At 40.3% G+C, this 23,583-nt stretch carries 20 protein-coding genes and 1 other RNA gene; 19 read left to right on the top strand and 2 right to left on the bottom strand.

Going from position 1 to position 23,583, the window contains the following annotated elements:
* The first annotated feature begins 24 nt into the window (after positions 1–24).
* From pseB to ON05_RS19850, 16 genes are all read left to right on the top strand, one after another.
* Positions 25–1,041, top strand: a complete 1,017-nt coding sequence (pseB, locus tag ON05_RS19925; protein ID WP_010476806.1) for a UDP-N-acetylglucosamine 4,6-dehydratase (inverting) — start codon at positions 25–27, stop codon at positions 1,039–1,041.
* A gap of 10 nt (positions 1,042–1,051) precedes the next feature.
* Positions 1,052–2,218 (top strand): UDP-4-amino-4,6-dideoxy-N-acetyl-beta-L-altrosamine transaminase, encoded by a 1,167-nt coding sequence (pseC, locus tag ON05_RS19920; RefSeq protein ID WP_010476804.1) that lies wholly within the window; start codon positions 1,052–1,054, stop codon positions 2,216–2,218.
* Positions 2,215–2,955: a cytidylyltransferase domain-containing protein gene (locus ON05_RS19915; protein ID WP_010476802.1), complete on the top strand. Its 741-nt coding sequence runs from the start codon at positions 2,215–2,217 to the stop codon at positions 2,953–2,955. Before pseC ends, ON05_RS19915 begins: the two co-directional genes overlap by 4 nt.
* Positions 2,955–3,578, top strand: coding sequence for a pseudaminic acid biosynthesis-associated methylase (locus ON05_RS19910; protein ID WP_010476801.1), 624 nt, complete (start codon positions 2,955–2,957; stop codon positions 3,576–3,578). The genes ON05_RS19915 and ON05_RS19910 overlap by 1 nt, the downstream gene beginning before the upstream one ends.
* Before the next feature lie 3 nt (positions 3,579–3,581).
* Positions 3,582–5,081 carry a UDP-2,4-diacetamido-2,4,6-trideoxy-beta-L-altropyranose hydrolase gene (pseG, locus tag ON05_RS19905; RefSeq protein ID WP_010476800.1) on the top strand — a complete coding sequence of 500 codons (1,500 nt, stop codon included), beginning with the start codon at positions 3,582–3,584 and terminating at the stop codon, positions 5,079–5,081.
* A 191-nt stretch (positions 5,082–5,272) separates the two neighbouring features.
* A complete protein-coding gene (locus ON05_RS19900) occupies positions 5,273–6,271 on the top strand; it encodes an ATP-grasp domain-containing protein (RefSeq protein ID WP_175307252.1) in 999 nt (332 codons plus the stop codon).
* A 26-nt stretch (positions 6,272–6,297) separates the two neighbouring features.
* Positions 6,298–7,338, top strand: coding sequence for an N-acetylneuraminate synthase family protein (locus ON05_RS19895; RefSeq protein WP_010476798.1), 1,041 nt, complete (start codon positions 6,298–6,300; stop codon positions 7,336–7,338).
* A gap of 49 nt (positions 7,339–7,387) precedes the next feature.
* Positions 7,388–8,215: an NAD(P)-dependent oxidoreductase gene (locus ON05_RS19890; protein ID WP_010476797.1), complete on the top strand. Its 828-nt coding sequence runs from the start codon at positions 7,388–7,390 to the stop codon at positions 8,213–8,215.
* Between the two features lie 8 nt (positions 8,216–8,223).
* On the top strand, positions 8,224–8,991 hold the full coding sequence (locus tag ON05_RS19885; protein WP_175307251.1) for a 3'(2'),5'-bisphosphate nucleotidase CysQ: 768 nt from the start codon (positions 8,224–8,226) through the stop codon (positions 8,989–8,991).
* Between the two features lie 92 nt (positions 8,992–9,083).
* Positions 9,084–9,803, top strand: a complete 720-nt coding sequence (locus ON05_RS19880; RefSeq protein WP_010476795.1) for a TylF/MycF/NovP-related O-methyltransferase — start codon at positions 9,084–9,086, stop codon at positions 9,801–9,803.
* Between the two features lie 129 nt (positions 9,804–9,932).
* Positions 9,933–10,622, top strand: a complete 690-nt coding sequence (locus ON05_RS19875) for a PIG-L deacetylase family protein (RefSeq protein ID WP_010476793.1) — start codon at positions 9,933–9,935, stop codon at positions 10,620–10,622.
* A gap of 776 nt (positions 10,623–11,398) precedes the next feature.
* Positions 11,399–12,931, top strand: a complete 1,533-nt coding sequence (locus ON05_RS19870) for a hypothetical protein (RefSeq protein WP_175307250.1) — start codon at positions 11,399–11,401, stop codon at positions 12,929–12,931.
* A gap of 29 nt (positions 12,932–12,960) precedes the next feature.
* A complete protein-coding gene (locus tag ON05_RS19865; protein WP_010476791.1) occupies positions 12,961–13,818 on the top strand; it encodes a class I SAM-dependent methyltransferase in 858 nt (285 codons plus the stop codon).
* Positions 13,819–14,737: 919 nt separating this feature from the next.
* Complete coding sequence (locus tag ON05_RS19860) at positions 14,738–15,949, top strand: lipopolysaccharide biosynthesis protein (RefSeq protein ID WP_175307249.1); 1,212 nt, start codon at positions 14,738–14,740, stop codon at positions 15,947–15,949.
* 150 nt (positions 15,950–16,099) lie between these two features.
* The gene (locus ON05_RS19855) at positions 16,100–17,368 is read left to right on the top strand and encodes an O-antigen polymerase (protein ID WP_029315427.1); all 1,269 of its coding nucleotides are present in this window, start codon (positions 16,100–16,102) and stop codon (positions 17,366–17,368) included.
* 4 nt (positions 17,369–17,372) lie between these two features.
* On the top strand, positions 17,373–18,131 hold the full coding sequence (locus ON05_RS19850; protein WP_010476788.1) for a glycosyltransferase family 2 protein: 759 nt from the start codon (positions 17,373–17,375) through the stop codon (positions 18,129–18,131).
* A 162-nt stretch (positions 18,132–18,293) separates the two neighbouring features.
* Here the strand turns inward: ON05_RS19850 and ON05_RS19845 are convergent, their stop codons facing one another.
* A complete protein-coding gene (locus ON05_RS19845; RefSeq protein ID WP_262562011.1) occupies positions 18,294–19,346 on the bottom strand; it encodes a transposase in 1,053 nt (350 codons plus the stop codon).
* 1,587 nt (positions 19,347–20,933) lie between these two features.
* Positions 20,934–21,116: non-coding RNA, 6S RNA (gene ssrS / locus ON05_RS19840), on the bottom strand.
* Between the two features lie 129 nt (positions 21,117–21,245).
* On the opposite strand from ssrS, the gene ON05_RS19835 reads away from it, so the two are divergent.
* The 3 genes from ON05_RS19835 (at position 21,246) to ON05_RS19825 (ending at position 23,542) form a co-directional block, all read left to right on the top strand.
* Complete coding sequence (locus tag ON05_RS19835) at positions 21,246–21,557, top strand: DUF6439 family protein (protein ID WP_010469563.1); 312 nt, start codon at positions 21,246–21,248, stop codon at positions 21,555–21,557.
* A gap of 117 nt (positions 21,558–21,674) precedes the next feature.
* Positions 21,675–22,271 (top strand): hypothetical protein, encoded by a 597-nt coding sequence (locus ON05_RS19830; protein WP_010469561.1) that lies wholly within the window; start codon positions 21,675–21,677, stop codon positions 22,269–22,271.
* Between the two features lie 221 nt (positions 22,272–22,492).
* A complete protein-coding gene (locus ON05_RS19825; protein WP_010469559.1) occupies positions 22,493–23,542 on the top strand; it encodes a hypothetical protein in 1,050 nt (349 codons plus the stop codon).
* Positions 23,543–23,583 lie beyond the last annotated feature (41 nt).

The raw sequence follows: 23,583 nt of genomic DNA, 5'->3' as shown, positions 1-23,583 counted from the left end.
TGTGTCATATCTGGTTAGTTATTTATGGTTATAAATGAAAACAGCTCTCTCTTAATCACAGGAGGAACTGGATCTTTCGGAAAGAAATTTGTAGACATTATTTTAAGCCAGTTTCCAAATATAAGACGTCTTGTAATTTATTCTCGAGATGAGCTTAAGCAATATGAAATGGCGCAGCAATACTCAAGCCAAAACTACCCAGGAATTAGATATTTCATAGGGGATATCCGAGATAATCAACGCTTAATGTTAGCTTTTGAAGGCATTGACATCGTCATTCATGCAGCAGCATTGAAGCAAGTTCCTACCGCAGAATACAATCCAATGGAGTGTATCAAAACTAATGTTCTGGGTGCAGAGAATGTCATCCAATCAGCTCTTAATACACAAGTCAAGCAAGTAATTGCTCTTTCGACAGATAAAGCTGCAGCTCCCATTAATCTATATGGAGCCACCAAACTATGCTCCGACAAATTATTCATAGCAGCCAATAACATCAAAGGGAACCGCGATTTAACCTTTAGCGTCGTCCGCTATGGGAACGTTATGGGATCTCGGGGTTCGGTGATACCGTTTTTTCTAAAAAAACGTCATGAAGGCATCTTACCGATTACTGATCCACAGATGACTCGCTTCAATATCTCTCTTGAAGAGGGGGTTGAGATGGTACTTTGGTCAATCGAGAATTCTAGAGGTGGGGAGATACTTGTGCCTAAGATGCCTTCATATCGTGTCACAGATATTGCCAAGGCGATTGGACCTCAATGTAAGCATACAATTATCGGCTTGAGACCAGGTGAGAAAATTCATGAGGAATTAATCACGACCTCTGATTCAACTTCTACCGTAAAGGTTGGTGACTATTTTGCGATTCTTCCTGTCAACATGAATTACACCTTAGAAGAGTATTGCCAATTGACGGGTGCTGAACTTGTTCCGGTAGGTTTTAGCTATAACTCTGGAGATAACAACCACTTTCTTACCATTTCTGAGATACAGTCTCTAATTCAGAAACATGTAGATCCTAGTTTTACAGCATAATTTATAGCTAATGTCAAATTTTATTCCATATGGTCGGCAGGATATCAATCAAGCGGATATTGATGCTGTAATCGATGTATTGACATCAGATTATATTACTCAAGGGCCAGCGATAGAACGTTTTGAAGAGTTGGTGGCTAACTATTGTGGGAGTCGTTATGCGGTTGCCGTCAGTAGTGCCACTGCTGCCCTACATATTTCCTGCCTGGCTCTAGGATTAAGTGAAGGCGATGTTATATGGACTTCGCCCAATACGTTTGTTGCCTCTGCAAACTGTGGTCTGTATTGTGGGGCTTCAGTGGATTTCGTAGATATAGATCCGACACTATATAATCTCAGTGTTCAACAATTAGAAAATAAACTGTCTGCGGCTGCTCAGTTAGGTAAATTACCTAAAGTCATTATCCCTGTACACTTTGCAGGGCAATCCTGCCAGATGGAGATAATATCGTCTCTTGCGAGGCAATATGACATCAAAATTTTAGAAGATGCCTCTCATGCGATTGGGGCCCGGTATTGTGATAAAGCAGTTGGCTCGTGTCAATACTCAGATTTAACGGTTTTTAGCTTTCACCCTGTGAAAATCATTACTTCGGGTGAAGGAGGAATGGTCCTGACAAACAATACTGATTTGTTCGAAAAACTGACTCGTTTAAGGACGCACGGTATCACACGCAATCCAAGATTAATGAGGGAGATATCTGAAGGGCCCTGGTACTATCAGCAGCTTGAGCTGGGATATAACTATCGCATGACTGATATTCAGGCAGCGTTAGGTGCAAGTCAGATGGATAGGCTAGAGACGTTTGTTGACCGTCGCAGATTTTTGGCTCGCCGTTATAATCAGCTGCTATCTCATTTGCCCATTCAACTTCCTCTTCAACATAAAGACTGTGAGTCTAGTTGGCATTTGTATGTCATTCGATTGCGGTTACCAGAGCTTAGTAAGACGCACAGACAGATCTTTGAAGAGTTGAGACGAGCAAATATAGGAGTTAATCTTCACTATATCCCAGTTCATACCCAGCCTTACTACACCGATCTTGGATTTCAACGCGGGGATTTCCCTGAAGCAGAGAAGTATTATAGTGAGGCGATTAGCATCCCTCTGCATTATGGATTAACGCTTGAACAGCAAGACTATATTGTAGACACACTTAAAGCGATTGTGCGATGAGAATTCTGATAGTTGTGCAAGCTCGCATGACTTCAACTCGCCTGCCCGGCAAAGTTCTAAAAAAAGTATTGGGTAAACCACTACTGGAATATCAGCTTGAACGGCTCAAACGAGTCAGTAATGCGGATGATGTTGTGGTGGCCACTACAACCAACCTTACTGATGATCCCATCGTTACCCTTTGTAACCAGCTAAATGTCTCCTCTTACCGAGGTTCAGAGGAAGATGTTCTCTCGAGATACTATGAATCAGCTCAACTATTCGATGCTGATGTCGTTGTTCGAATTACATCAGATTGTCCATTGATTGATCCAATGGTGGTTGACCAAGTCATTCATGCCTACTGCCTGGCTTCGCCGGCCAAAGATTATGTTGCTAATTGTTTAGAACGCACTTATCCTCGTGGGATGGATACAGAGGTTTTCTCGTTCCGTGTACTGAAGCAAATTCATGCTCAAGCTACATCTAAGGCAGATAGGGAGCATGTTACACCATATATTTACCGACATCCTGAACAGTATCGAATAGGGCACGTTAGGCATTGTGAAGACCAATCCCAGCATCGATGGACGGTTGACACTATGGAAGACTTTTTATTAGTAAAAGTGATGTTGGAGAATCTATATCCTACATTGCCGTACTTTTCTATGGAAGATTGTTTAAGGCTACATGAACAAAATCCCGAGTGGATTCGCATAAACTCGAATATCAAACAGAAAGCATATGGTGAAACTTAATGCGGTCATTTAAAACAGATCAAGAGGTGTTTTGGGCTGGACAATTTGGCGATGATTATGTTGATAGGAACAATGGTGCTGACGCGATCGCTGCGAATATAGCCCTTTTTTCAAAAATTCTATCTCGAACTGATCAAGTCAATAGTGTCTTAGAACTAGGGGCTAATCTGGGCCTGAATCTGCATGCATTGAAAACACTCAGGCCTAGTGCAGTGTTTTCTGCTGTGGAAATCAATGATAAAGCAATTAAGCATCTTCAACAACTGAAATGGGTACAACCTTATCATCAATCTTTACTAGATTTTCAAGCAGAAGCTGAGTATGATTTGGTTTTGATTAAAGGCGTTTTGATTCATATAAATCCTGACTTCATTGATAAGGTTTACAACTTGCTTTATCAAGCATCTTGTAAATATATTCTGGTGATTGAGTATTTTAACCCTGTCCCCGTGGAAGTGACCTATCGTGGACATGAAAATAAACTTTTTAAGAGAGATTTCGCAGGTGATCTTCTTGATAAATATCCTGATCTGAAGCTTGTGGATTATGGATTTTCGTATCACAGAGATCCTAATTTTCCTCAAGATGATACAACTTGGTTTTTGATGAAAAAGACCACTTGAGATATGCATCTTTTAATTCGTGCAGATGCTTCTCGTCAGCAGGGTATAGGTCATGTAATGCGGTGTCTTGCTCTGGCTCAAGTGTGCCTGGATGAAGGAGGGCAAGTAACCTACCTAACAAGCCTTAGTACGCGACCCGTCGCAGATCGTTTGCAAATGGAAGGAGTACAGGTTCGCTATTTGGCAGACTCAATTGTTCCAGGTAGTCAAGAGGATGCCGTGTATACAGTAGAACTCTCTAAAGTATTTAAGGCAGCCTGGATGATACTAGATGGCTACCATTTTGGAGAAACTTATCAGTCCTGGATCAAAAAAAATGGGCTGCAACTATTAGCTATTGATGATTATGGGCATGCCCAACATTATTGGGCTGATTATATCGTTAATCCCAATGTTTATGCTAGCGAAACACTGTACGCTCATAAGGAATCTTATACCAAACTTTTATTGGGTTGTACGTATTCGCTGATCAGGAATGAATTTTATGGATATCGCAATTGGTTGAGAGAAATCCCAACCAAGGGAAAAAAAATCTTTGTCACCCTAGGAGGGGCTGATCCGAATAATGTGACACTAAATGTTCTGAAAGGCTTGGAGAACATCAAGGATCAAGAGGTAGAAATTATTGTTGTTATTGGTGGTAGCAATCCAAACTATGAGCAGTTGTTAGATTTTACCCAGAAAACAGATCTAAATATTGTCTTGAAGTGTAATGTTAGCAATATGGCAGAGCTGATTGTCTGGGCTGATATCGCTGTTACTGCTGGAGGTAGTACTTGCTGGGATATAGCTTTTTTAGGTTTGCCGAACTTGATTATTGTTCTAGCTGATAATCAGCTTGAAGTTGCAGAAAAGTTGGATGATCTAGGGGCTGCAATTAATTTAGGATGGTACTCTTCAATAAGTCCAAGGTCGATTACTGATGCTGTTGATAACCTGCTAATGTCATCTGATCTTAGACAGACGCTCTCCAATACGGCTCGACAGTTAGTAGATGGAGAAGGAAGTCGTCGTATTGTCAGGAAGTTACGAAATAACTACCTGAGATTAAGAACAGCGAATCAAGCAGATGACAAGATGTTATGGGAATGGGTCAATGATCCCCAAGTGAGAGTGTCTGCTTTTTCCTCGAAGTTAATTTCTTGGGAAGAGCATGTGGCATGGTTCACGCATAAGTTGCAAGATCCTAATTGCTTTATTTTTATAGCCATGGATGGTGACGATCTTCCGGTTGGGCAAGTCAGGTTTGATGTGGAGGCTACGAACCAGGCAGAAATTGATATTCATTTGGCTCCAGGTCGGAGAGGATCTGGTTATGGTTCACGGCTACTGATGGAAGCGGTTCATCTGATTTTTCGAGAAACGATCATTGAAGTGATTAATGCATATATAAAGCCTGATAATATTGCCTCTATCAAGACTTTTGAGAAAGCTAATTTCTCCATGAAGGAGCGAAACGCATCATCCTATCATTATGTTCTTGAAAGGAGGAAAGTTACTTAGCCACGTTCTCCTAGGTCTTTTGAGGGAAGGCACTTTTGAAATTAGGTCTATACCGTTGCTCCATTTTCTCGTATAGGATGCCTTAGAAATGTTGTTTTCTGATAGTGGCTTTGTGGTGGATTGAGTAGATTCTATTAATCTGTGAATATTTAAATTATTGATTGATCAGCTGCCTTCTGTATGGTTGCGGGTTGGTAGTTATTGAAATTTCATTATTCAAATTCTTGTCAGGACAACTGGATAGTATGAGAAAAAATATTTTATTTACAGGGGGAGGAGGAGCAGGGACAGAAGCTATTTGGAAGCTTTGGAAGGATAAATATTCACTTTATTTCGCTGATGCATCTGTTCAGGCGATCACTCCGGTAATTCCTCGTGATCGCCGTGTATCGATCCCTTTAGCCAGTGACCTATCGTTTTGCATAACGCTTTGTAAGGTATGCCAAGAGCTGGATATAGACCTACTAGTTCCAGGAGTAGATGAAGAACTATCACAATTATCTGCTTTGCAAGGGAACTCAGACTGGCCCGAGTTTTTATTACCGTCACAAGCCTTTGTGGATCTAATGTTAGATAAGCTGGCTTGTTTTAATGCTGTAGCATCTGCTGGTTTGATGTGTCCGAGAACATTACCTCTTATGGATGCCGCGGAAATTGGCTTTCCACTTATCGCGAAACCTCGCTCAGGGCGAGGATCTCGAGGTGTTATGCTTCTCCAGGATATCGAACAAGTACAAGCTTACTTAACCTTGCAGCAGAAACAAGCTAGTGCCTTTATTGCGCAAGAGCATATGAAGGGGCAAGAATATACCGTTTTCGTTTGTGCAGATAGTTATGGCCAGCTTCGTGCTGTTATTCCAGTAAAAGTTAATGAGAAAAAAGGGATTACTATTTCAGCTAAAACAGAAAAGGTACCTGAAATCACTGAATATGTATCCAAATTTCAGTCTTACTTTAAACCATCTGGTGTTTATAACATCCAGTGTGTTGTATTGGATGATGCAACAGTGATGCCGTTTGAAGTTAATCCAAGAGTATCGACTACTTTCTGCTTGGCTTTGAGCACGGGGTTCGATCCCGTTAAAATTTTCCTCGGTGAACAGAATCTTGAGCATCCTTCCTGTTTCACTCCAAAGGTAGATTGTTCTCTTCAGAGAAATTGGGTGAATACAATTATTCCAATATCGTAAGTATCTTGTCAGGGAGGACAGAGAATTTGAAAAATTTAATTTCTGTTGGACAACGCTTGATTGGTGATGGACAACCGTGTTTTATCATTGCTGAAATTGGGTCTAATCATAATCAAGATTTTGATCTAGCGATTGAGCATATTGATGCTGCGATTGATGCTGGTGTCGATGCCGTTAAATTCCAGACCTTTAAGGCAGAGAGTCATGTATCAAAATATGCAAAAATGCCTTCCTATTTAATGGAAGGTGAAAGTGTGCAAGGATTATTGCAAACACTGGAGCTGAATCGTTCCTGGCAGCAGCCATTTCAGGATTATTGTAATAACAAGGGGATCATCTTTTTCTCATCTCCCTGTGACTATGATGCAGTAGATTCGTTAGAAGAGATTGGCGTTACTGCTCATAAAGTTGCGTCCTTCGATCTTCCTGATCTCGATCTGATTGAGTATATTGCAAAAACTGGCAAGCCCATTATCCTCTCTACGGGGTGTGCTGATTGGATGGATATCCAGCGGGCTGTTGATACCTGTAGATCGGCTGGAAATGAGAACGTCATCTTATTGCAATGCACATCTTTATATCCGGCTCCCGCTGAATTATCAAATTTGAGAGCCATGACAACGATGAGGTCCTCTTTTCGTACGTTAACTGGCTACTCAGATCATACGATTGGTAACACGGTACCCATGGCTGCTGTTGCTCTGGGTGCTTGTATGCTCGAAAAGCACTTCACGCTTAGTCGGAAGTTACCTGGGCCAGATCATTCATTTGCCATTGAGCCGCATGAATTAAAGGATTTAGTCCAACAAATTCGATTAGTTGAAGCTGCGATAGGAGATGGTGTAAAAAACGGACCACGCCCCGAAGAGATGGAAATGGCAGAAAAAGTCCGCCGTTCATTACATGCTTCTCAAGATATCTCCAAAGGAGAGCGCATCACGGTTGAGATGCTTTGTACAAAACGACCTGGCTCTGGAATTTCACCTTTTTTACGAGATCAAGTGATTGGGCGAACAGCGAAGAGAGATATTTTGGCGGATGAATGGATTAGTTGGGATATGATTTAGTATCAGTGAAAACTGATATCAGATAGGCTTTTTAAGCCGTTGCCACAACATGTCTATTCTTGTGACGGGTGCTCAAGGGTATCTTGGGAGCAAAGTTGTAGAAGCGCTGATTGCTAAAGGTGAGCACGTACATAAGACTGGGAGACGTTCTAGTCAAAACGTTTGGACTTGTGATTTGACTCAATATGGTGAGGTCGTCCAACTTGTTTCTCGCCTCCAGCCCGAGCAAATCATTCACTGTGCTGCTTTTGTGCCTCAGACACAACAAGAATATCAAGATGCTGATGCCACTGAAGTTAGCTTGGCCATGTTGCGGAATGTTCTGCAAGCTTCATCGTGCCCGTTTATTTACATCTCTTCAATGACTGTGTATGATGCTGCGACCAGTGGACCTAAAACAGAATTAGAAGTGGGGCATCCAACTTCCGCTTATGGGAAAGGTAAGTTAAGCGGCGAAGAAATGCTCAAAAATGATGGTCGCCCAGCGTTTGCGGTTCGTCTCCCCGGTCTATTTGGTCCTCCTCGTCAAAATGGATTGGTGGCAAACGTAGTTAGATCTTGTAAGGAAAGACAAGCAATATCTTTACCAGAAAGGCCGATTTTGTGGGCTGCAATGCTTGTTGAAGATGCAGCACAAAGCATTGCATTATTAACTGATAATGAAACGAATCAATTTTGTGCTGTGAATGTTGGCTATCCAGGGGTTTATTCAATCTCGCGGTTTGTCAAAGAAGTTGAAAACATTTTTGGACGATTGATTGATTATGATATCGGGCATCCAGATTTTGAATTTAATTTGAATAAGGCTGCTGAATTAGGAATTCTTCCGAGTCGATCATTTAGGCAAGCAATCATAGAGTTTGGACAAATGTTGTGAGCAATAGTGTGTTTACCGATGTTGTTAAAGTCGTTCAAACGTTAAGTGAGCAAGTTGCTCACTGGCGTCATGATAATAATGCTCGGCATCTTCATTCTCAGCAAGACTTTAAGACGGAAGCAGATAGGCGTGCTCATGCGTTTTTAACGAGTGAATTAAGCCATCTCTATCCTGATATACCGGTTATATCTGAAGAAGATGAGGCTCATCTCAGCACACGACCTACTCGGTATTGGTTAATTGATCCAATAGATGGTACTGCTAGCTGGTATGGGGGGTTTAGTGGTTTTGTTTCCCAAGTTGCTTTAGTTGACAATGCAGAGCCGGTTTTTGGTGTTGTTGTCGCTCCAGTTTTGAATAAAACATGGACTGCATTAAAGAATGGAGGTGCATTTCTCAATAATGCTCCGTTGAAGTCATTAAAGTCATCATCTAGACTTGTTTTTGTGGACAATACGCCAGAACCACATGGTTTTGTCAAAGATTTGATGTCATCTATGAATGCTTCCGGTTACTATGAGTCCGGTAGTATTGGCCTCAAATCTTGTTTAGTCGCTGATGGGACAGTGGACTTATTTATAAAGCCCGTTGTGGTGCGGGATTGGGATATCGCTCCTGTGGCCGTTATTCTAAACGAGGTTGGAGGATTCTTGAGGTTGGCAAATGGATCGCCATTTATTTTTGAGGGTCCTATGGACAAGCCAGAAGGAATTATCGTTGCCCGAGATCAAATCCTTCTTGAAAGGGCAATAGAATGCGCTGATCAAGGATGCTAGAGGCTGACATTCACTCAGATGATTCTGTATATGGGTAGGCTCTGCTGAGCAGGTATAATCAAGACGCTTTAAATCATGAAATGAGGTTTTCAATGGAAGACTTAAGAGTTTTAGAAGATAAATCTTTCTTTGAAGCCAGAGATTACCTCAAAGGTAAATATGGTGATGAAGTTTTTAGTGTTGCAGATCAGTTCCCACTCTTCTCTGGGACTCATTGTATCGCGAGACATATATATCAGTATGAGTTAATCAAAGAAACCCTTCCCTTGTCAGGAGATATTTTTGAGTTTGGTGCTTGGCATGGATCTACGACAATTTTTATCTCTAAAATGTTGAGGCTATTATCTCCTCAATCTCCAAAAAAAGTTTATGTTTTTGATAACTTTGAAGGCTTGCCAGTTTCTAGTGACGAAGATGGCGTGCTTGCAAAAGAATTTGTTGGTCAATATTGCGGGAATTTAGCAAGACTTCAAGACATTATTACGGCCAATGGTTTTGAGAATTTAATTCAGCTACAAATAGGAGATGCAAGGCAAACAATACCCCAGTTTTGTGATGAAAATTCTCATAAGCTGGTGAGTCTTGCCTATATTGATTTTGATCTATATGAACCAACAAAATTAGCACTTGACTTTGTGGGTGAGCGATTGGTGTTAGGAGGCATGATCGCTCTTGATGAAGGTATGTCTGAGACTTGGAAAGGTGAAAGCCAGGCTTTGAGTGAGTTCCTTGCTGATTATCCGGGCATGTTTGAAGTGCTCTCTAACCCACTCACTCGTCAACCCGAAATCATTTTGAGAAAGATAGGATAGTTTTCTCTCCTAGGATTGGGGGTGTTTTGCTTGAATATTCTATAGTTCCCGTCTTTTTGGGCCTCAAATGTCTAGGGAACGTTCGCTAGGCTGCTAACAATGTATTAGGTAAGTTTCATATCAATTCTGATGAAGTCAATTTTAGTGATTGCAGCCCATCCAGATGATGAGATTTTGGGATGTGCGGGGACTATCGCCAAACATATCAAAGCTGGTGATCAAGTGAATACCCTAATCCTGTCTGAGGGGGTGACCAGTCGAGCTGTGATACGGGATCGAGAAAAAGCGCAGGATGAGCTGTCGGTATTAGCGCATGCTGCCCATAAGGCTGGCGAGATTCTGGGGGTCACTTCTACGAAACTCGAAGGTTTTCCGGATAACCGAATGGATAGCTGTGATTTATTAGATGTTGTCAAAAGCATTGAAACATCTATTCATACATTTCTCCCCGAGATTATTTATACACATCATGGTGGCGATCTGAATATCGATCATCGTGTCATTCATGAGGCAGTCATGACAGCCTGTCGGCCTTTGCCTGGCCAGTCAGTGAAATCGATATTATTTTTCGAGATTCCGTCTAGCACTGAATGGCAACTGCCCTTTTCGGCCCCAACTTTCACGCCCAATTGGTATGTGAATATTTCCGATACGCTCCATCTAAAACTGGAGGCGTTGATGGCATATGAATCAGAAATGCGGGAGTGGCCTCATCCTCGATCGCTAAAAGCAGTTGAATATCTGTCCCGTTGGCGGGGGACAAATGTTGGTGTCGAAGCTGCTGAAGCATTTATCTTAGGCAGAAGGCTAGAAAATTAAGTTTACTTGCTTGTAATTTTATTATGTATCAGCAAATAATAGACCTTATCGGAAATAAAATGGGTGAGAATAACTTCAAACGTCTATGTCGTAAGTCTTTGAGGCCGATTTTTCTCCAAAAATAAAACGCTTTCCCAGTAAGGCTTTCAGCTATTTCCGATAAGGTCTAATGAAGCATGAGATTACATTATAATGCCCATAGATTTGAACAACGTAAACCTGAATCAGCAATTCTCATTTTGGCAGACTATTCCTCTAAGCCCTATCCACTGGTACTTTCTTCACTTCCAGTTTTTACTCTGTAATGTCCTTGGCAGTGGTAATTGTGCTTAGACAACCCATTAATTTGGATTTAATGAGTATTTTGATCGCTTTTCACAAAATATGTGACTGATTTCAGAATCCCAAAAGCATTGCTGGATAAGCTTCTGTTTAAAATGAGAATTGCTGAACCTGAATACAGACTACCAATAAAAGAATGAAATTGAGCCTGAAATATATTTTCTAATCAATGAATTATTAGCTTTTAAATAATTAAAAATTGCCAATTAGGTAAGAACCGTAAAGCTATTGTAAGTTTCAAATTCAAGTTTGATATTCATATACATGAAAATTTTTTAACTTAGTTAAGACAAAATACTTAGTTAATCATTTTTAGCTAACTCTAATTAGCTTAAATATATTGTTTTAATATTATGCTAAATCAACAAAAAAAAATGCGAATTGGTTTTACAACGATCTATTCATGGCGACCACATGTTGAGCACTTATTCTACTTGTCTGAGTTGTTAAGAGAAGCAGGACATGAAACTTTATTCTTAACTTGTGAGGCTGACTTACCCACTTGCTATACTCATGAGATGCGAGATATTCGACCAAGTTGGCAAGAATGTTTAATGTGCCGTGCAGGTAATATACGTTCCTACACAAAATATAATGTTTCATCGATCAAAGACTATACATCTTTGAAGCATAAGTTACCAAAAGATTCACATGAGTGGGTCTACTCTAGTGCTAGTACTCTCGGTCGATTTGAATCAGATGAAGACTATGAAGGACTAGAGTTCGATCACCTTACAAAAAAGCTTCATCCTATTCTTGAAATCACTTATTCATCAGCTAAGAACTGGATATTAAATAATAATTTAGATGCTATTTGCGTTTTTAATGGTCGAATAGACGCAACAAGAGCAATTTTTGAAGCTGCCCATAGTGTTGGCATTCGAGTTTTGAGTATTGAACGTACCTGGTTCGGTAATGGTTTACAGATTTACCCTGATGAAAATTGTTTAGGGCTAAGCTCTGTTAATAAGCTAATGGTGGAATGGAAAGATAAGCCACTCAGTCAACATCAGGCCGCTAAAGCAGCTAGTTATATTGCATCACGTTTTTTAAAAAAGAATACGACTGAATGGCGCATGTATAATGCCCAATCAGAATTTGTTCCATGGCCTATTGAAAATTCGGATTACAAGATTTTGCTAATTCCAAACAGTAGGAATGAAGTATGGGGGCATCCCGATTGGAGTTCAGGATGGAAAAATCAATTAGAAGCGTATGATGCCATTATCAATCACCTCAAACTACAGTCAGAAGACATGATTTTACGCTGCCATCCAAATTGGGGAGAAAAGATAGGAAAGCGTGATGGTCAACATATTGAGAAATACTATAGTGATTGGGCTAAGGAACGAAATATTTTAACTATTTCAAGCAATGATAAAACAAGTACATTAGGTTTAATTCAACAAAGTGATGCTATTGTTATCGCCAGTGGAAGTTCAGCATTGGAAGCTGGAGCTTTAGGAAAGCAAATAATCGCAACAGCTGGATCAATCTATCAAAAATCAGGAATGCGAACTGATGTCTGCAATCCCGAACAACTTAATAATTTGTATCTCTACAAAGACCAACCAGAAACAGAGCAAGATGTACAGAAAAAGGCCATTATAAGGCAAACTCTTAGATTCTGTTATACGATGACCCATCGGATACCTCAATTTGTTGATTATGTTAATATTCGCACACCAACAAAATTTATTTACAAAAAAGGAGCAGATTGCAATCGTCTCATAAAACTTTTAAGAACGGGAGAATTAAAAGCGGATGATACTAAATACTCTGCAAACAACAATGCGGAAACAGAATTCATCGAGTTGATACAAAGAAACAAATGGCTTGATATATATCATAGAAGTCAAGCCATGAAAGGCACGAAAGATACAGAAGAGTATTTGGCAATTAGACGACGCTCATTTTACGCTTTAATCGATGTTATTAGACATAGAATTAAACGTGGTGATCTTTAGTTTACTCATATTATAATTCTTAATCAAATATGCATTGGAAAACTAAGTCAAGCGCTTTCAGAATCATTAATTATTTCCCTTTATCCCAAGACATATTATACAGACTCCAAAGGCATGTCACGAAGGAGATACCTCGAAAAGATTACATCTTTGAAAGATTACTCATAGCTGCGAAAAAAATCAAATATGAAGTCGATAATACTAGAGAAACATCTTCTCCAGCACATTATGTAGAAATTGGTGCTGGACGAGATCTCGCCCTAGCAATTGCTTTACGTATGTTGGGAGTGGAGAAGATAACTTGTATCGACTTATTCCCACTAGCAAAACCGTATCTAATTCAGAAAGCTGCATCTTATCTTTCTAAAAAATTAAGTGTACCCCTACCTTCTATCAAAACTTTTAGCGATATAGAAGATTTTGGCATACACTATGTTGCTCCATCTTCACTTGCTAATGCCAACATCCATCCCAATTCTGTTGACGTCTTCTATACGACAGATACACTAGAACACATTCCTAGAGATGCTCTTCGTCTTCTTATTGGCGACATTTCTACAATACTCAAACCACAAGGACTATGCATTAATTTTATTGACTACTCTGACCATTATGCGCGATCAGACAATAGTATTTCTCCCTTTAATTTTTTACAGTATTCAGAACAAGATTGGTCTAAACATAATACTCCACTCCACTTCGTCAATAGGATGAGGCATAGTGAATATATAAGTCTTTTTTCAGAAAACAATTTTATTATTCTACAAGTTTCATCCGAGAGGGAAAAGCCTCCAGAAAACTTAGTCATAAGCCAAGAATTCCAAGATTTTGAAAAACCTGACATCTTCACAGTAAGAGCAAAAATCACCTGTCAAAAGCCACGCTAATCAACTGAAATTTATATTTGAAGCAGTAAATTCGATCTCACAAAGCATTCAATTATAATTAGAATTTAAATATTTTTATTATAAATGTCAAAGTTATTCTTGTTTACAATCTACATTGCAATTACTGAATAGGCTAAATCACAAAGTCGAAAAGAGACCAGAAATGAATGGTAATTTCAAAGCGAGATATTTAAAGTCGTATGCCTTATTCATATCACAATCCAACTTATGTTCTGATTTCATTCTGATATAGAACGTATTTACAATCTTAGTGATTTCTGGTTTAACCTCAGATCCATTTACATCAATAAACCTAAAAATCAAAGATGGTGATTAATAAAATTGCCGTTGTCTCTCATCGAGTGACCCAATCCTCAAAAATTATCGATACTGAAGAGAGCTTAAATATCCTAAGGTTTGCAGGGAAAAGTGACAGTGTTTTACAACGGACAATACCTAAACCATAACCAAATTATTTCCATGCCTTTTCCAACCAAGCTTTAAGGAGTTAGTAGCTTCATACAAAACTTTTAATGAGTTCTATCTAAACTCGATCCCTTAAAAAGATCTTATTATAGCGGCTTTCAGAATTATGGAAACGCCAAGTACCTTCCTAACAAGGCTTTAAACTGATCATGTAGTTTCGATAGTTATGTAATCCGCTATAAGCTAGTCATTCACAATATAAAACTATCACTATTCTAGTATTTAATTCTCAGCCGCTTATAAATTAGAGCATCAAATATATTAAGGAAAAAAGATATTAGTTGGGAAGAAATTATTCTTTCCTTATTAAAAGTTTAATTCTTATAAAACCAGAATCATATATCAAGAACATATGAATTTACGCACAAAATATTCAGTACAGTCTCTCCAAAAACTGTGGTATGTTCCGATACTACTACTAGCCATGTCCATCATGATGGCTCGTACGCTATTAATGGCAAGATTGCTATCACTTGAAGCTTTTGGAGAATTTAGCTTTGGGCTTTTAGTTTCAAGCTCTTTTAATATGTTGAATTGTCTTGGTCTTCAAATCATATTGCAACGAGATTTACCCATCATGATCCTTCGCCATCATGAAAAGTCGGGTGCAATTTTACTCAGTCAGTGTCTTATAGTTTCTTCAGTATCTGGATGTTTTATTTTCTTAGTTATTTTTATTGCTAACATCTTAACTTTAGAAATTCCAACTAAATTTATGCTAATTGGGCTACTCCATGGACTAGTTCAGCAAATATTTTTAATTGCTACTACTGAAAGCCGAAGTCGTGGACAACCTACTCGATATTCATTACAGTACCTAGCTAGATCATCAGGGATAATAGTAGTAGGTGGATTAATTGCTAGTGCCACTGGCTCAGCTTTCTTAACATTAGTGGCTGAGACATCGGTAGTTATCATCACTATCCATCGATTACTAGTTTCAGTTTATCGTAACGCATCTATTAAGTTTACTCATGCATTACATCTGGCAATAAGAAAGCTCCCAAATATCCAATGGAAGGCATCCATTTGGCTATTTCTCGCATCTAGTACGACATTCCTGATGTTTAATATTGATAGATGGATTGCATCACATACTTTTAACAAAGAAGACTTCGGACTTTATACATTTGCAGGAACTATCTTGATAGTTGGACAAATGATCCAGTCTTTGATCAATACTACTGTATTTCCAATGCTAGTACGTCGCAATGCAACTTTTGGTAAAGTTCACACCTACTTTTTATCATTAAAGATTTCTGGAATCTTATTTTGTGCTTGGGCAGTGCTAAGCATAGCTATTTGGCTTATTATGAATTATGGATTCATACATATATTCCCTAAATACCAAAACATACAAGCACTACTACCTTATTTTATGGTTACTGCATCATTCCGGATAGCTGGTATTTGGTCTAGTTTTTTAATCATAACTGGCAATAATATCCAGTTATTTACATTAAAAATGTTTACTATAACTTTCAGTATTATTCTATGGATATTTTATATTCATTTCTTCCACACTAATATTATAAGCCTTGGCAATTTGGCAGTTTTTTCAGGAGTATTGAGTATCAGTGATTATTTAGTGACAATGGCTACATCATGGCAGACAACTTTTAGAAAACAACCACAAACTTTATAACTTTCTTAGAGGCACAAAAGCAATGGATTCTGAATATTTGATTTATTTCAATATTTTCTTATGTCTACTAATTCAAATATGCATTATCTCATATTTATATCTACCTATATCAATTCATAGTAATTATTTCTAATAATTATCAACAAAAATATGCTTACAAGATTTTGGATAATATGGATTAGTTACTGGATGATTTTTATCATCCAGCCCATTGAGTCTATCTATGGAGAAATTAATTATGCATTATCAATTCAATTTTTATTTGCCATTTGTTTCTCACTGGCATACAAACTAATTCCAAGTAAATTTGTGAAATCTAAAAAGTGTGAACCACTTTTCTCTAATCCCAAAACAACAAAAAAATATCTGAGGTTTTGTATATACCTCTCGATGATTGGTTTATTGGCCCTTATCATTGATAAAGTAGCGATTCAAGGAATTGACTTTTCTCAAGGTTTTAGCGTAGCAAGAGAGCAGTGGAAAACTTTTGGTGAAGAGCGAGATGGAAGCATATCATCGATTTTCAGTGTACTGGGATATTTACTTGGCAACAGTTATTTCTTAGCTGTTATTTTATTAATGAAACGTTCAGTAAAGCTCCCAAATTCGACACGCATAAGATTCTTTTTTATAGTTTTTACAATATCTTTAATTAATGGTCTCATAACCGGAGGGAGATCCAATATATTTTTAATGATTGCATTTATGGTTTCTTCGTATTTCTCAGATAGTCGATTGCCATCAGAAAAACTTTTTAACAAGATTCAGTATCGAATTACTATACGAGCACTAATCATTTCCTTACTAATTTATCTACTTCTAGTTTTCGTATGGCGCAGCCAAGCTAGTGATCAGCACATCGTTTTATATGCTAATCATATACTTAACTTTCTTGGACTTTCCCAAGATAAGTGGTTTGAAGATTTTTGTTCAAATACACCTATCATTGGCTCAATATTAGCAGTTATAAATTTGGGTTTTTCATATCTCACTCATAGTCTTTCTACAACGGTTAAACTACTATCTAGTCCTGTAGAAGATAAGGTAATTATATTTAACTATTTTTACTCGTTACTATCTAGACTTGGGGTTGAGATCTCTGTTGATACTGACTGGATCTTAGTTGGTAGATTCCCTTCACTACCAGGGGCGGTATATTACCAATATTCCTTCCTAGGCACCTGTCTTTTTGCAATCATTCTTGGGTATTTAGCTAAGATATCTTATATCTTAATGAAGAAAAATAAAGGTAGTTATTTAAATTTTTTCTTATCACATTTTATCGAAACTATTTCTCTTTTATCTCCTTTTCTTTGTGCTGTAGATATTCTTAGTTACCCTTTTGCATTTATTAGTATTTTTATATGCTGGCCAGCAGTATATAACAGAAAAGGCAAAGTAATTAGTTCAGCTCATTAGTAATATGCTTAATAGCAATCTTGTTTCAATTATTGTTCCAGCATATTGTGCTTCGAATCATATTGAAGAAACAATTAAATCAGTAATTTCTCAAACATATTGTGATTGGGAAATGATAATAATTGATGATTGCTCATCGGATAATACATGTAAACTTGTCGAGTATTGGTGTGAGAAAGACACAAGAATTAAGCTCTACCATATGCCTGTCAATAGTGGCCCTGCAGCTACTAGGAATATGGGTCTCGAGAATGCTAATGGAAGATGGATAGCGTTCTTAGATAGTGATGATTATTGGCTACCACAAAAACTTGAAAAATCTATAGAATTTGCGGTGAAGAATAATGCTGCAATCATTTTCACTGGATTCAGGAGAACCAATGCTGATGGCTCCAAAATTGGGCAGTATATACCTGTTCCTGATACTCTGAACTATCAAGATTTCCTTGGAAATACTGCAATAGCCACTTCAACCGTTCTGATAGATAAGATAAAGTGTAAGCGTATCACAATGCAGTCAGTCTATTATGACGACTTTGTATGTTTTTTAGAAATATTAAAATCAGGGTTAACAGCCTATGGGTTAGACAAAGATTTAATGCGATATCGTATTATGAGTGGTTCTATATCTCGCAATAAGTTTCGTTCAGCATTAGAAGTATGGAAAGTTTACCGAGACATAGAAAAACTAAGCTTATCTCGTTCGATTTGGAGTTTTTTAAACTATGCTATTCGAGCATTAATAAAATACAGAAAATTATAAAAATTTAGCAAGTTCGCTAAAGATATTTACAACAGAACACTGAACTGAAAGACTGGTTTTTTCATAAAGCATTAGGTTCAAAATATTTATATTCTGTGTATCATTGGCTTTGCAATCTAGTCTTGAGCCCTGACTACCTGACAGATCTTTGTATTCCATAGCTCATAAAGCTTTGCACTGTAGAGAGCGGATACGAGAGAACCAGATTTTGTTGTAGTGTTTCTTTTGAGCTTTTTTAGAGGCAAAACACGGTTGCGGATCCTTGGTGAATAAGGGGACTGGCATCAACAACTCCCGTCCTTTATGGACCACCCCCTTGAGCCACCGCAATCCAATCTTGAGATAGCTAATGCCTCTGTGCCAATGGGGATCAACCTGTTGGCGTAGCCCTTTAATATGAACAGCCATCCCCTGAGTCGTGCTGTATAGCAGTGCCACAGCAGCAATCAGGTACAGCCTCTCCAGAGCATCAGCACAGCGAATTTTCGACTCTTCAAGCTCAAACACACCAGATTTACTATCGAGGAATAATTCTTCCACCCGAAACCTCAAGGCGTATTGCCACAAGGTTTGTAACGAGGGTGATTCATCTGTAATCACTGCCCATGGTTCTTTTACGCCTCGGATATTCGCCAGTACCAAATTGCACCGATAGAGGCCATCATCCCAAAGCCCGACATTACGGTAGAGGAGAGCTTCTCCTTTGGATGGCCATAACCTACGGACTTCTCTTGGACATTGACGGGGGCCATGGAGAAGGACATCACATGGGATACGCAGACAGTAATGCCAACGGCTCTGCTGTAACCAGCTCATCAGTTGATGGTTCGCGAACCCACGATCTGCTAACAACATGACATCTGGATGCTGCCGTAATAACCAACGGGCCTGACGCAATAGCGGTTGATATTCCTCAAAAGCAACCGCCGCACTCTTGTGCTCTAATACTTTCCATAACAACGGTACTGCTCTGCCACAGCAGACAACGGATACATGAATCATGCAGTATTCATTCCATAAAACCGTGGTATCCATCGCTAGGTAAAGGCGATGGGTTCGCCAGTTCTTAAGCGCTAGAAGGACCAAAGGGACATACAGTTTGTGGACATCAATGAGCGGATTGCACAGAAAGCGTTGCCAGCGACGCTCGACACTTTGGGCTTTTTTGCTCGGCAGGGGACATAGGATTCCAAGCAGATAAGCATAATCGTTCACTGCAGATTAAGGCGCTCACCATCCATCCCAGGGTCATGAGATGACGCAAATCTCGATAATGGCTGTGTTGACGTAAAAAGGAGAACAGTTGACGATAAATTTGGGTGGAGCCTGACATTTGAGTAACGCTGATTTGTGCTTAAATCTAGCTTCACATGTCGCTCCACTCTTTTCTCAAAGACTATGAAAATAAAGGCTTTGAGATACTTCTGTCAGGCAGTCAGGCTCAGGGCTACAAACGACGAACTAAACTCAAAAATCCACCCTTCACACTCTTGCTCCTGAATGGCGCACTGATCACCTGGGTCACTTCAATGCAGGGTGATCTTCGAAATGTTGCCGTCCTGATTAACTATTGGTAGTCCTTCAATATTGACGAGAATCTCTGATTTGTTTACATATTGGCGGGGATTGGGAGGTTCCTGAATCAACCTTGTGCTATTTGGTCTACTAGATCGAGACCACTCTGCTGAACTCAGAACTCTTCCGTTTACCTAGCAAGCAGCAACATCTATTTGATGGGTTTGAGCGACCTGATACCGTTTGATATAAAGGAAACACCAATTTATTGATGCGCTTGTCCGTGCTGCCAGCCAGCGCTCTCAATTTCTCGGTAATGGAACTGCTCCAGCAATCGATACTGATGATAGCAGTGCTGATGAGATGTGGTCTTTTCTGAACAAAAGCCAAAGCACTGTCTCACCTAAGAGTTAGAGGTAGGGTAGCAATTGAGTTAGCGAACGACAACGGCTTGGCGTCAATCTGTCACGTCAGAATACATACCGACTCTTCATTCAGATGAACTGACAAGCAGTTCTGAAGGCAATACCGATAACAACGCTAGGAATAGTGATGATTGAGGCAGGTATGAGCATGTCTTAGCTTCAGAGATTAGCCCCTACAACGCTAAAGACTGGGCACAAGGATTGAAGCACACTAATGGGGTTGTCCGTCAGCAAACCTTACGATGACATCGCCGCCAGAATAAGTTTGGCAAAGTCTGAGTCTGAACCAAAGATCATCGCTCGGTGAGTGGTGAGTTATTTCAATTGGCTTCACTTGGCTGAAAACAACAGCAGCACTAGCTGGTTGCGCATGTCACTGGCATGAGATGCTCTACTACCCCACAATTGTTTGAGACACGACCAAATTGACTTGCAAACTTGTCATAATCCCGTGCTATTGTAGTCCAAGCAATAAGGGGGCGTGGCGGAATGGTAGACGCTACGGACTTAGAAAGCTGAGCCTTACAGGAGAAATCTTGTAAGTGAATGCTCTCAAACTCAGGGAAACCTAAATCTGAACGTTCAGACAAGGCAATCCTGAGCCAAGCCAAGTCATAACTGATTTGGAAGGTGCAGAGACTCGACGGGAGCTACCCTCACGCGACTCAAAACAAATCTTGAGGTATGGCGCGGGTAAAGGGAGAGTCCAATTCTCAAAACCACATTGGCAGCTGCGAAAGCAGCAGGAGAATGAAAATCCGTTGACCGGTAAGGTCGTGAGGGTTCAAGTCCCTCCGCCCCCATCCAAAAGAAGAACCCCAGGTGACTGGGGTTCTTCTTTTTAAAAACCTTTTTTTGAGGTGCTTTTCCCGCAACGCCGTCTTACCTCAGTTTTTGACCTGGAATCATCCAGGTGGGAGTTGAAAACATCGATTTAAAGTTTCCAAGTACAAGCTTGGTCTACTGCCATCGAGCAAATGGCTCCCTAGCGTTAAAGGTATAGATCAAAAAACAATATTGGCAGTCACCAACGTCGCAGGAATCGCTAGTGGGCATTGTAACAGGGATTTCTGTATCAGCCCACTTAAAGTCAAGAGTTCGGTAAATACCTGAGCCTGACACAATTAGGATACCCCTATTACAATCAGCTTCAGGCACAATTTAGGATCTGCATATGTCATCCGACTCTCCCACTCAGTCTTCTAAGCTATCCACCTCAACAGAGGTTACCCTCGAAACTGCTCGCAAACTGGTAGAACAGTTAACTATTACCTCTGGGGATTGGCATCGCCTCAAAGGTAACCGTCGGGCTCGAGCATTAGAGCAGGCTGCTACTGCGATTGTATTTCTCCTTAATGATCAGTCTGAAGAAGGCTTACTGCGCTTACAGCAAGCCGTAGGTTGGCTGGATCGATCCATTAGTGCACCGCCTTGTCCCACCCATGGACATGGTTCACAGAACACCTCTAAAGCTCCCCAGGCTTAGACATTAGCCTTGCATTTACGGCTGTATAGCTGCCACAGGTCTTAAGTCTTTGTAAGCTGACACCAATAACAGATGAAGGCATCTAGAATTCAAGCAAACATAGCCTAACTCTTGAGTATGAAACTCGGAAAAGTTGTTAAATCAGATTCACATTGCGACTACGTCATCCAAGTGGATGATGCCATGGAAGTCTTGACCCCTCCTCGACCGGATGACTATGGGTTTGGCTGCTTCGTCAAGCTTGAAACTGAAGATCGACATTGGGCTGTGGGGCTGGTCTATAACTCTCAATTATTTAATCCCGCCTATCTCAGTTCAGGGCCACGCTTAGTCAGTCAGCCGGATCCCTTCTTTACGCCCGATTTAATCCGAGAAACTCGAACCTTGCTCTGGTGTGTTCTCATTGGTGTACTGGTTCAGGACCAATCAGATGCTTACGGCGATCAAGGTATTCCAAGCTTGGTTGTTCCAGTGAATACACCAGTGTGGACGATGACCACGGATGATATCCACGCCTTTCATTTAGATCGCACACATCAACCCCAATTTGGCTATTACAGCCATCTATTACGATCTGGAGGAGCATTTGCCTCACAGCTTGTTGAGCAGGTTCTTGGGCAAATTAGTCCCCTATTTGACGGTAGCGATCGCAGAGCTCTCGATATTTTGCGTAAAGAGTTGTCCTGGAAGCACACGATGGGCTTAATGAAATAGGGTTATGGTTCAAGACAAGGTTCACTAAAAATAAGCAATAAAAAACCGACAAACTGAACCAAGTCTGCCGGCGTACTGTGTGTTCCCCATTGACGACTCAGATAGCACCGAGTCTCTTGTAGTATGGCAATTGAAGACAGGTCCAGGCAGGATGTGGATCACGCAGACTTCGTGATCCTTATCACTATCGATACTGTTGGTAACACGCAGTCTATTGTTCTATGCTGAGCGAACCGCAACAAGACGGTCATTTACTGGTTTATCCACCTGCAAAACCTATTGGTCGAGCCAAGCGCTTGCTTCACGTTAACGGTGTGACGAGTTCAGCCGAAAGACAGCTACAGGATTTAGAAACCTTAGTCTGGTTAACTCTAGATCGTCCCCTTGACATCATCGGCATCCATAACAGTACCTCCGGGTATCGAGGTGATTTACTAGAGTCCATGATGGGCAAAGCCGAACTCGCCCAATTCTGGCCAGAGCGGCTCTCTACAGACAGCGACAAACGCCTGCAAAAGTATGCCGATATGCTGACACTTTTGTGCGATCTCACCCTCCCTCCAGAAGCTGACATCCTCGCCGAACTGCAGCAACAGCGGCAAAATCTAGCGATTACCCTAGGAGAAGCCGCTCAGAAGTTACCGTTTGACCTAGAGATTATGCGGCGACTCCCCTTTATTCAAAACATGAATTGGGACGACTTCGAGGCGTATTTATATGGCAGTTATCCAGCAGGAGCCCCACGATCCATCTTTCGTCTAGCCTATGAAGTCGTGCACAGTATTCGAACAGGGTCAGAAGTCATCATTCTGGCCCACAGTCAGGGCAGTATTATTGCAGCTCAAGCCCTCCATATCCTGCAAAGGTTTTTCCAGCCCTATACGAAGTGGATTGACGCTCTCCACTGCATTTTTTATGGTCCTGCGGTGATGGTGGATGATTTACCACCGCTTCTTCGACCCCAAACCGTCCTCATTCAGCATCGCCAAGATCTAGTCGCCGAAGCCTTTAGTAATCTTAGGCATGTAGATCTATGGACCAATCTGCAAAATCAAGTCAAATCTTTAATGGAACGGGCCGATAGTATTTTTGAGCTGGGTCAAGATGATTCTTTCCACAGCGCTCGGCATTATCTCGGCCAGCTAGAGACGCCAGATAGTAAGCAAGCAGCACAGTTGCTACAACGCTTACTCATTGAAGATTGGAAAACTAACCCAGTTCTCAAAGCGCTAGGGTCAACACGCATCATCCTAGAATCTCAGCCGCTATAAACACCGTAACTTGTCGTTTTATTGCAATAGACTTGCGTTTT

The sequence above is a fragment of the Acaryochloris sp. CCMEE 5410 genome (genome assembly GCF_000238775.2).
In the GTDB taxonomy this organism is placed as follows: Bacteria; Cyanobacteriota; Cyanobacteriia; order Thermosynechococcales; family Thermosynechococcaceae; genus Acaryochloris.
Note: the sequence above shows the minus strand (reverse complement) of the source record. Positions and strands in the feature narration are given on the sequence as shown.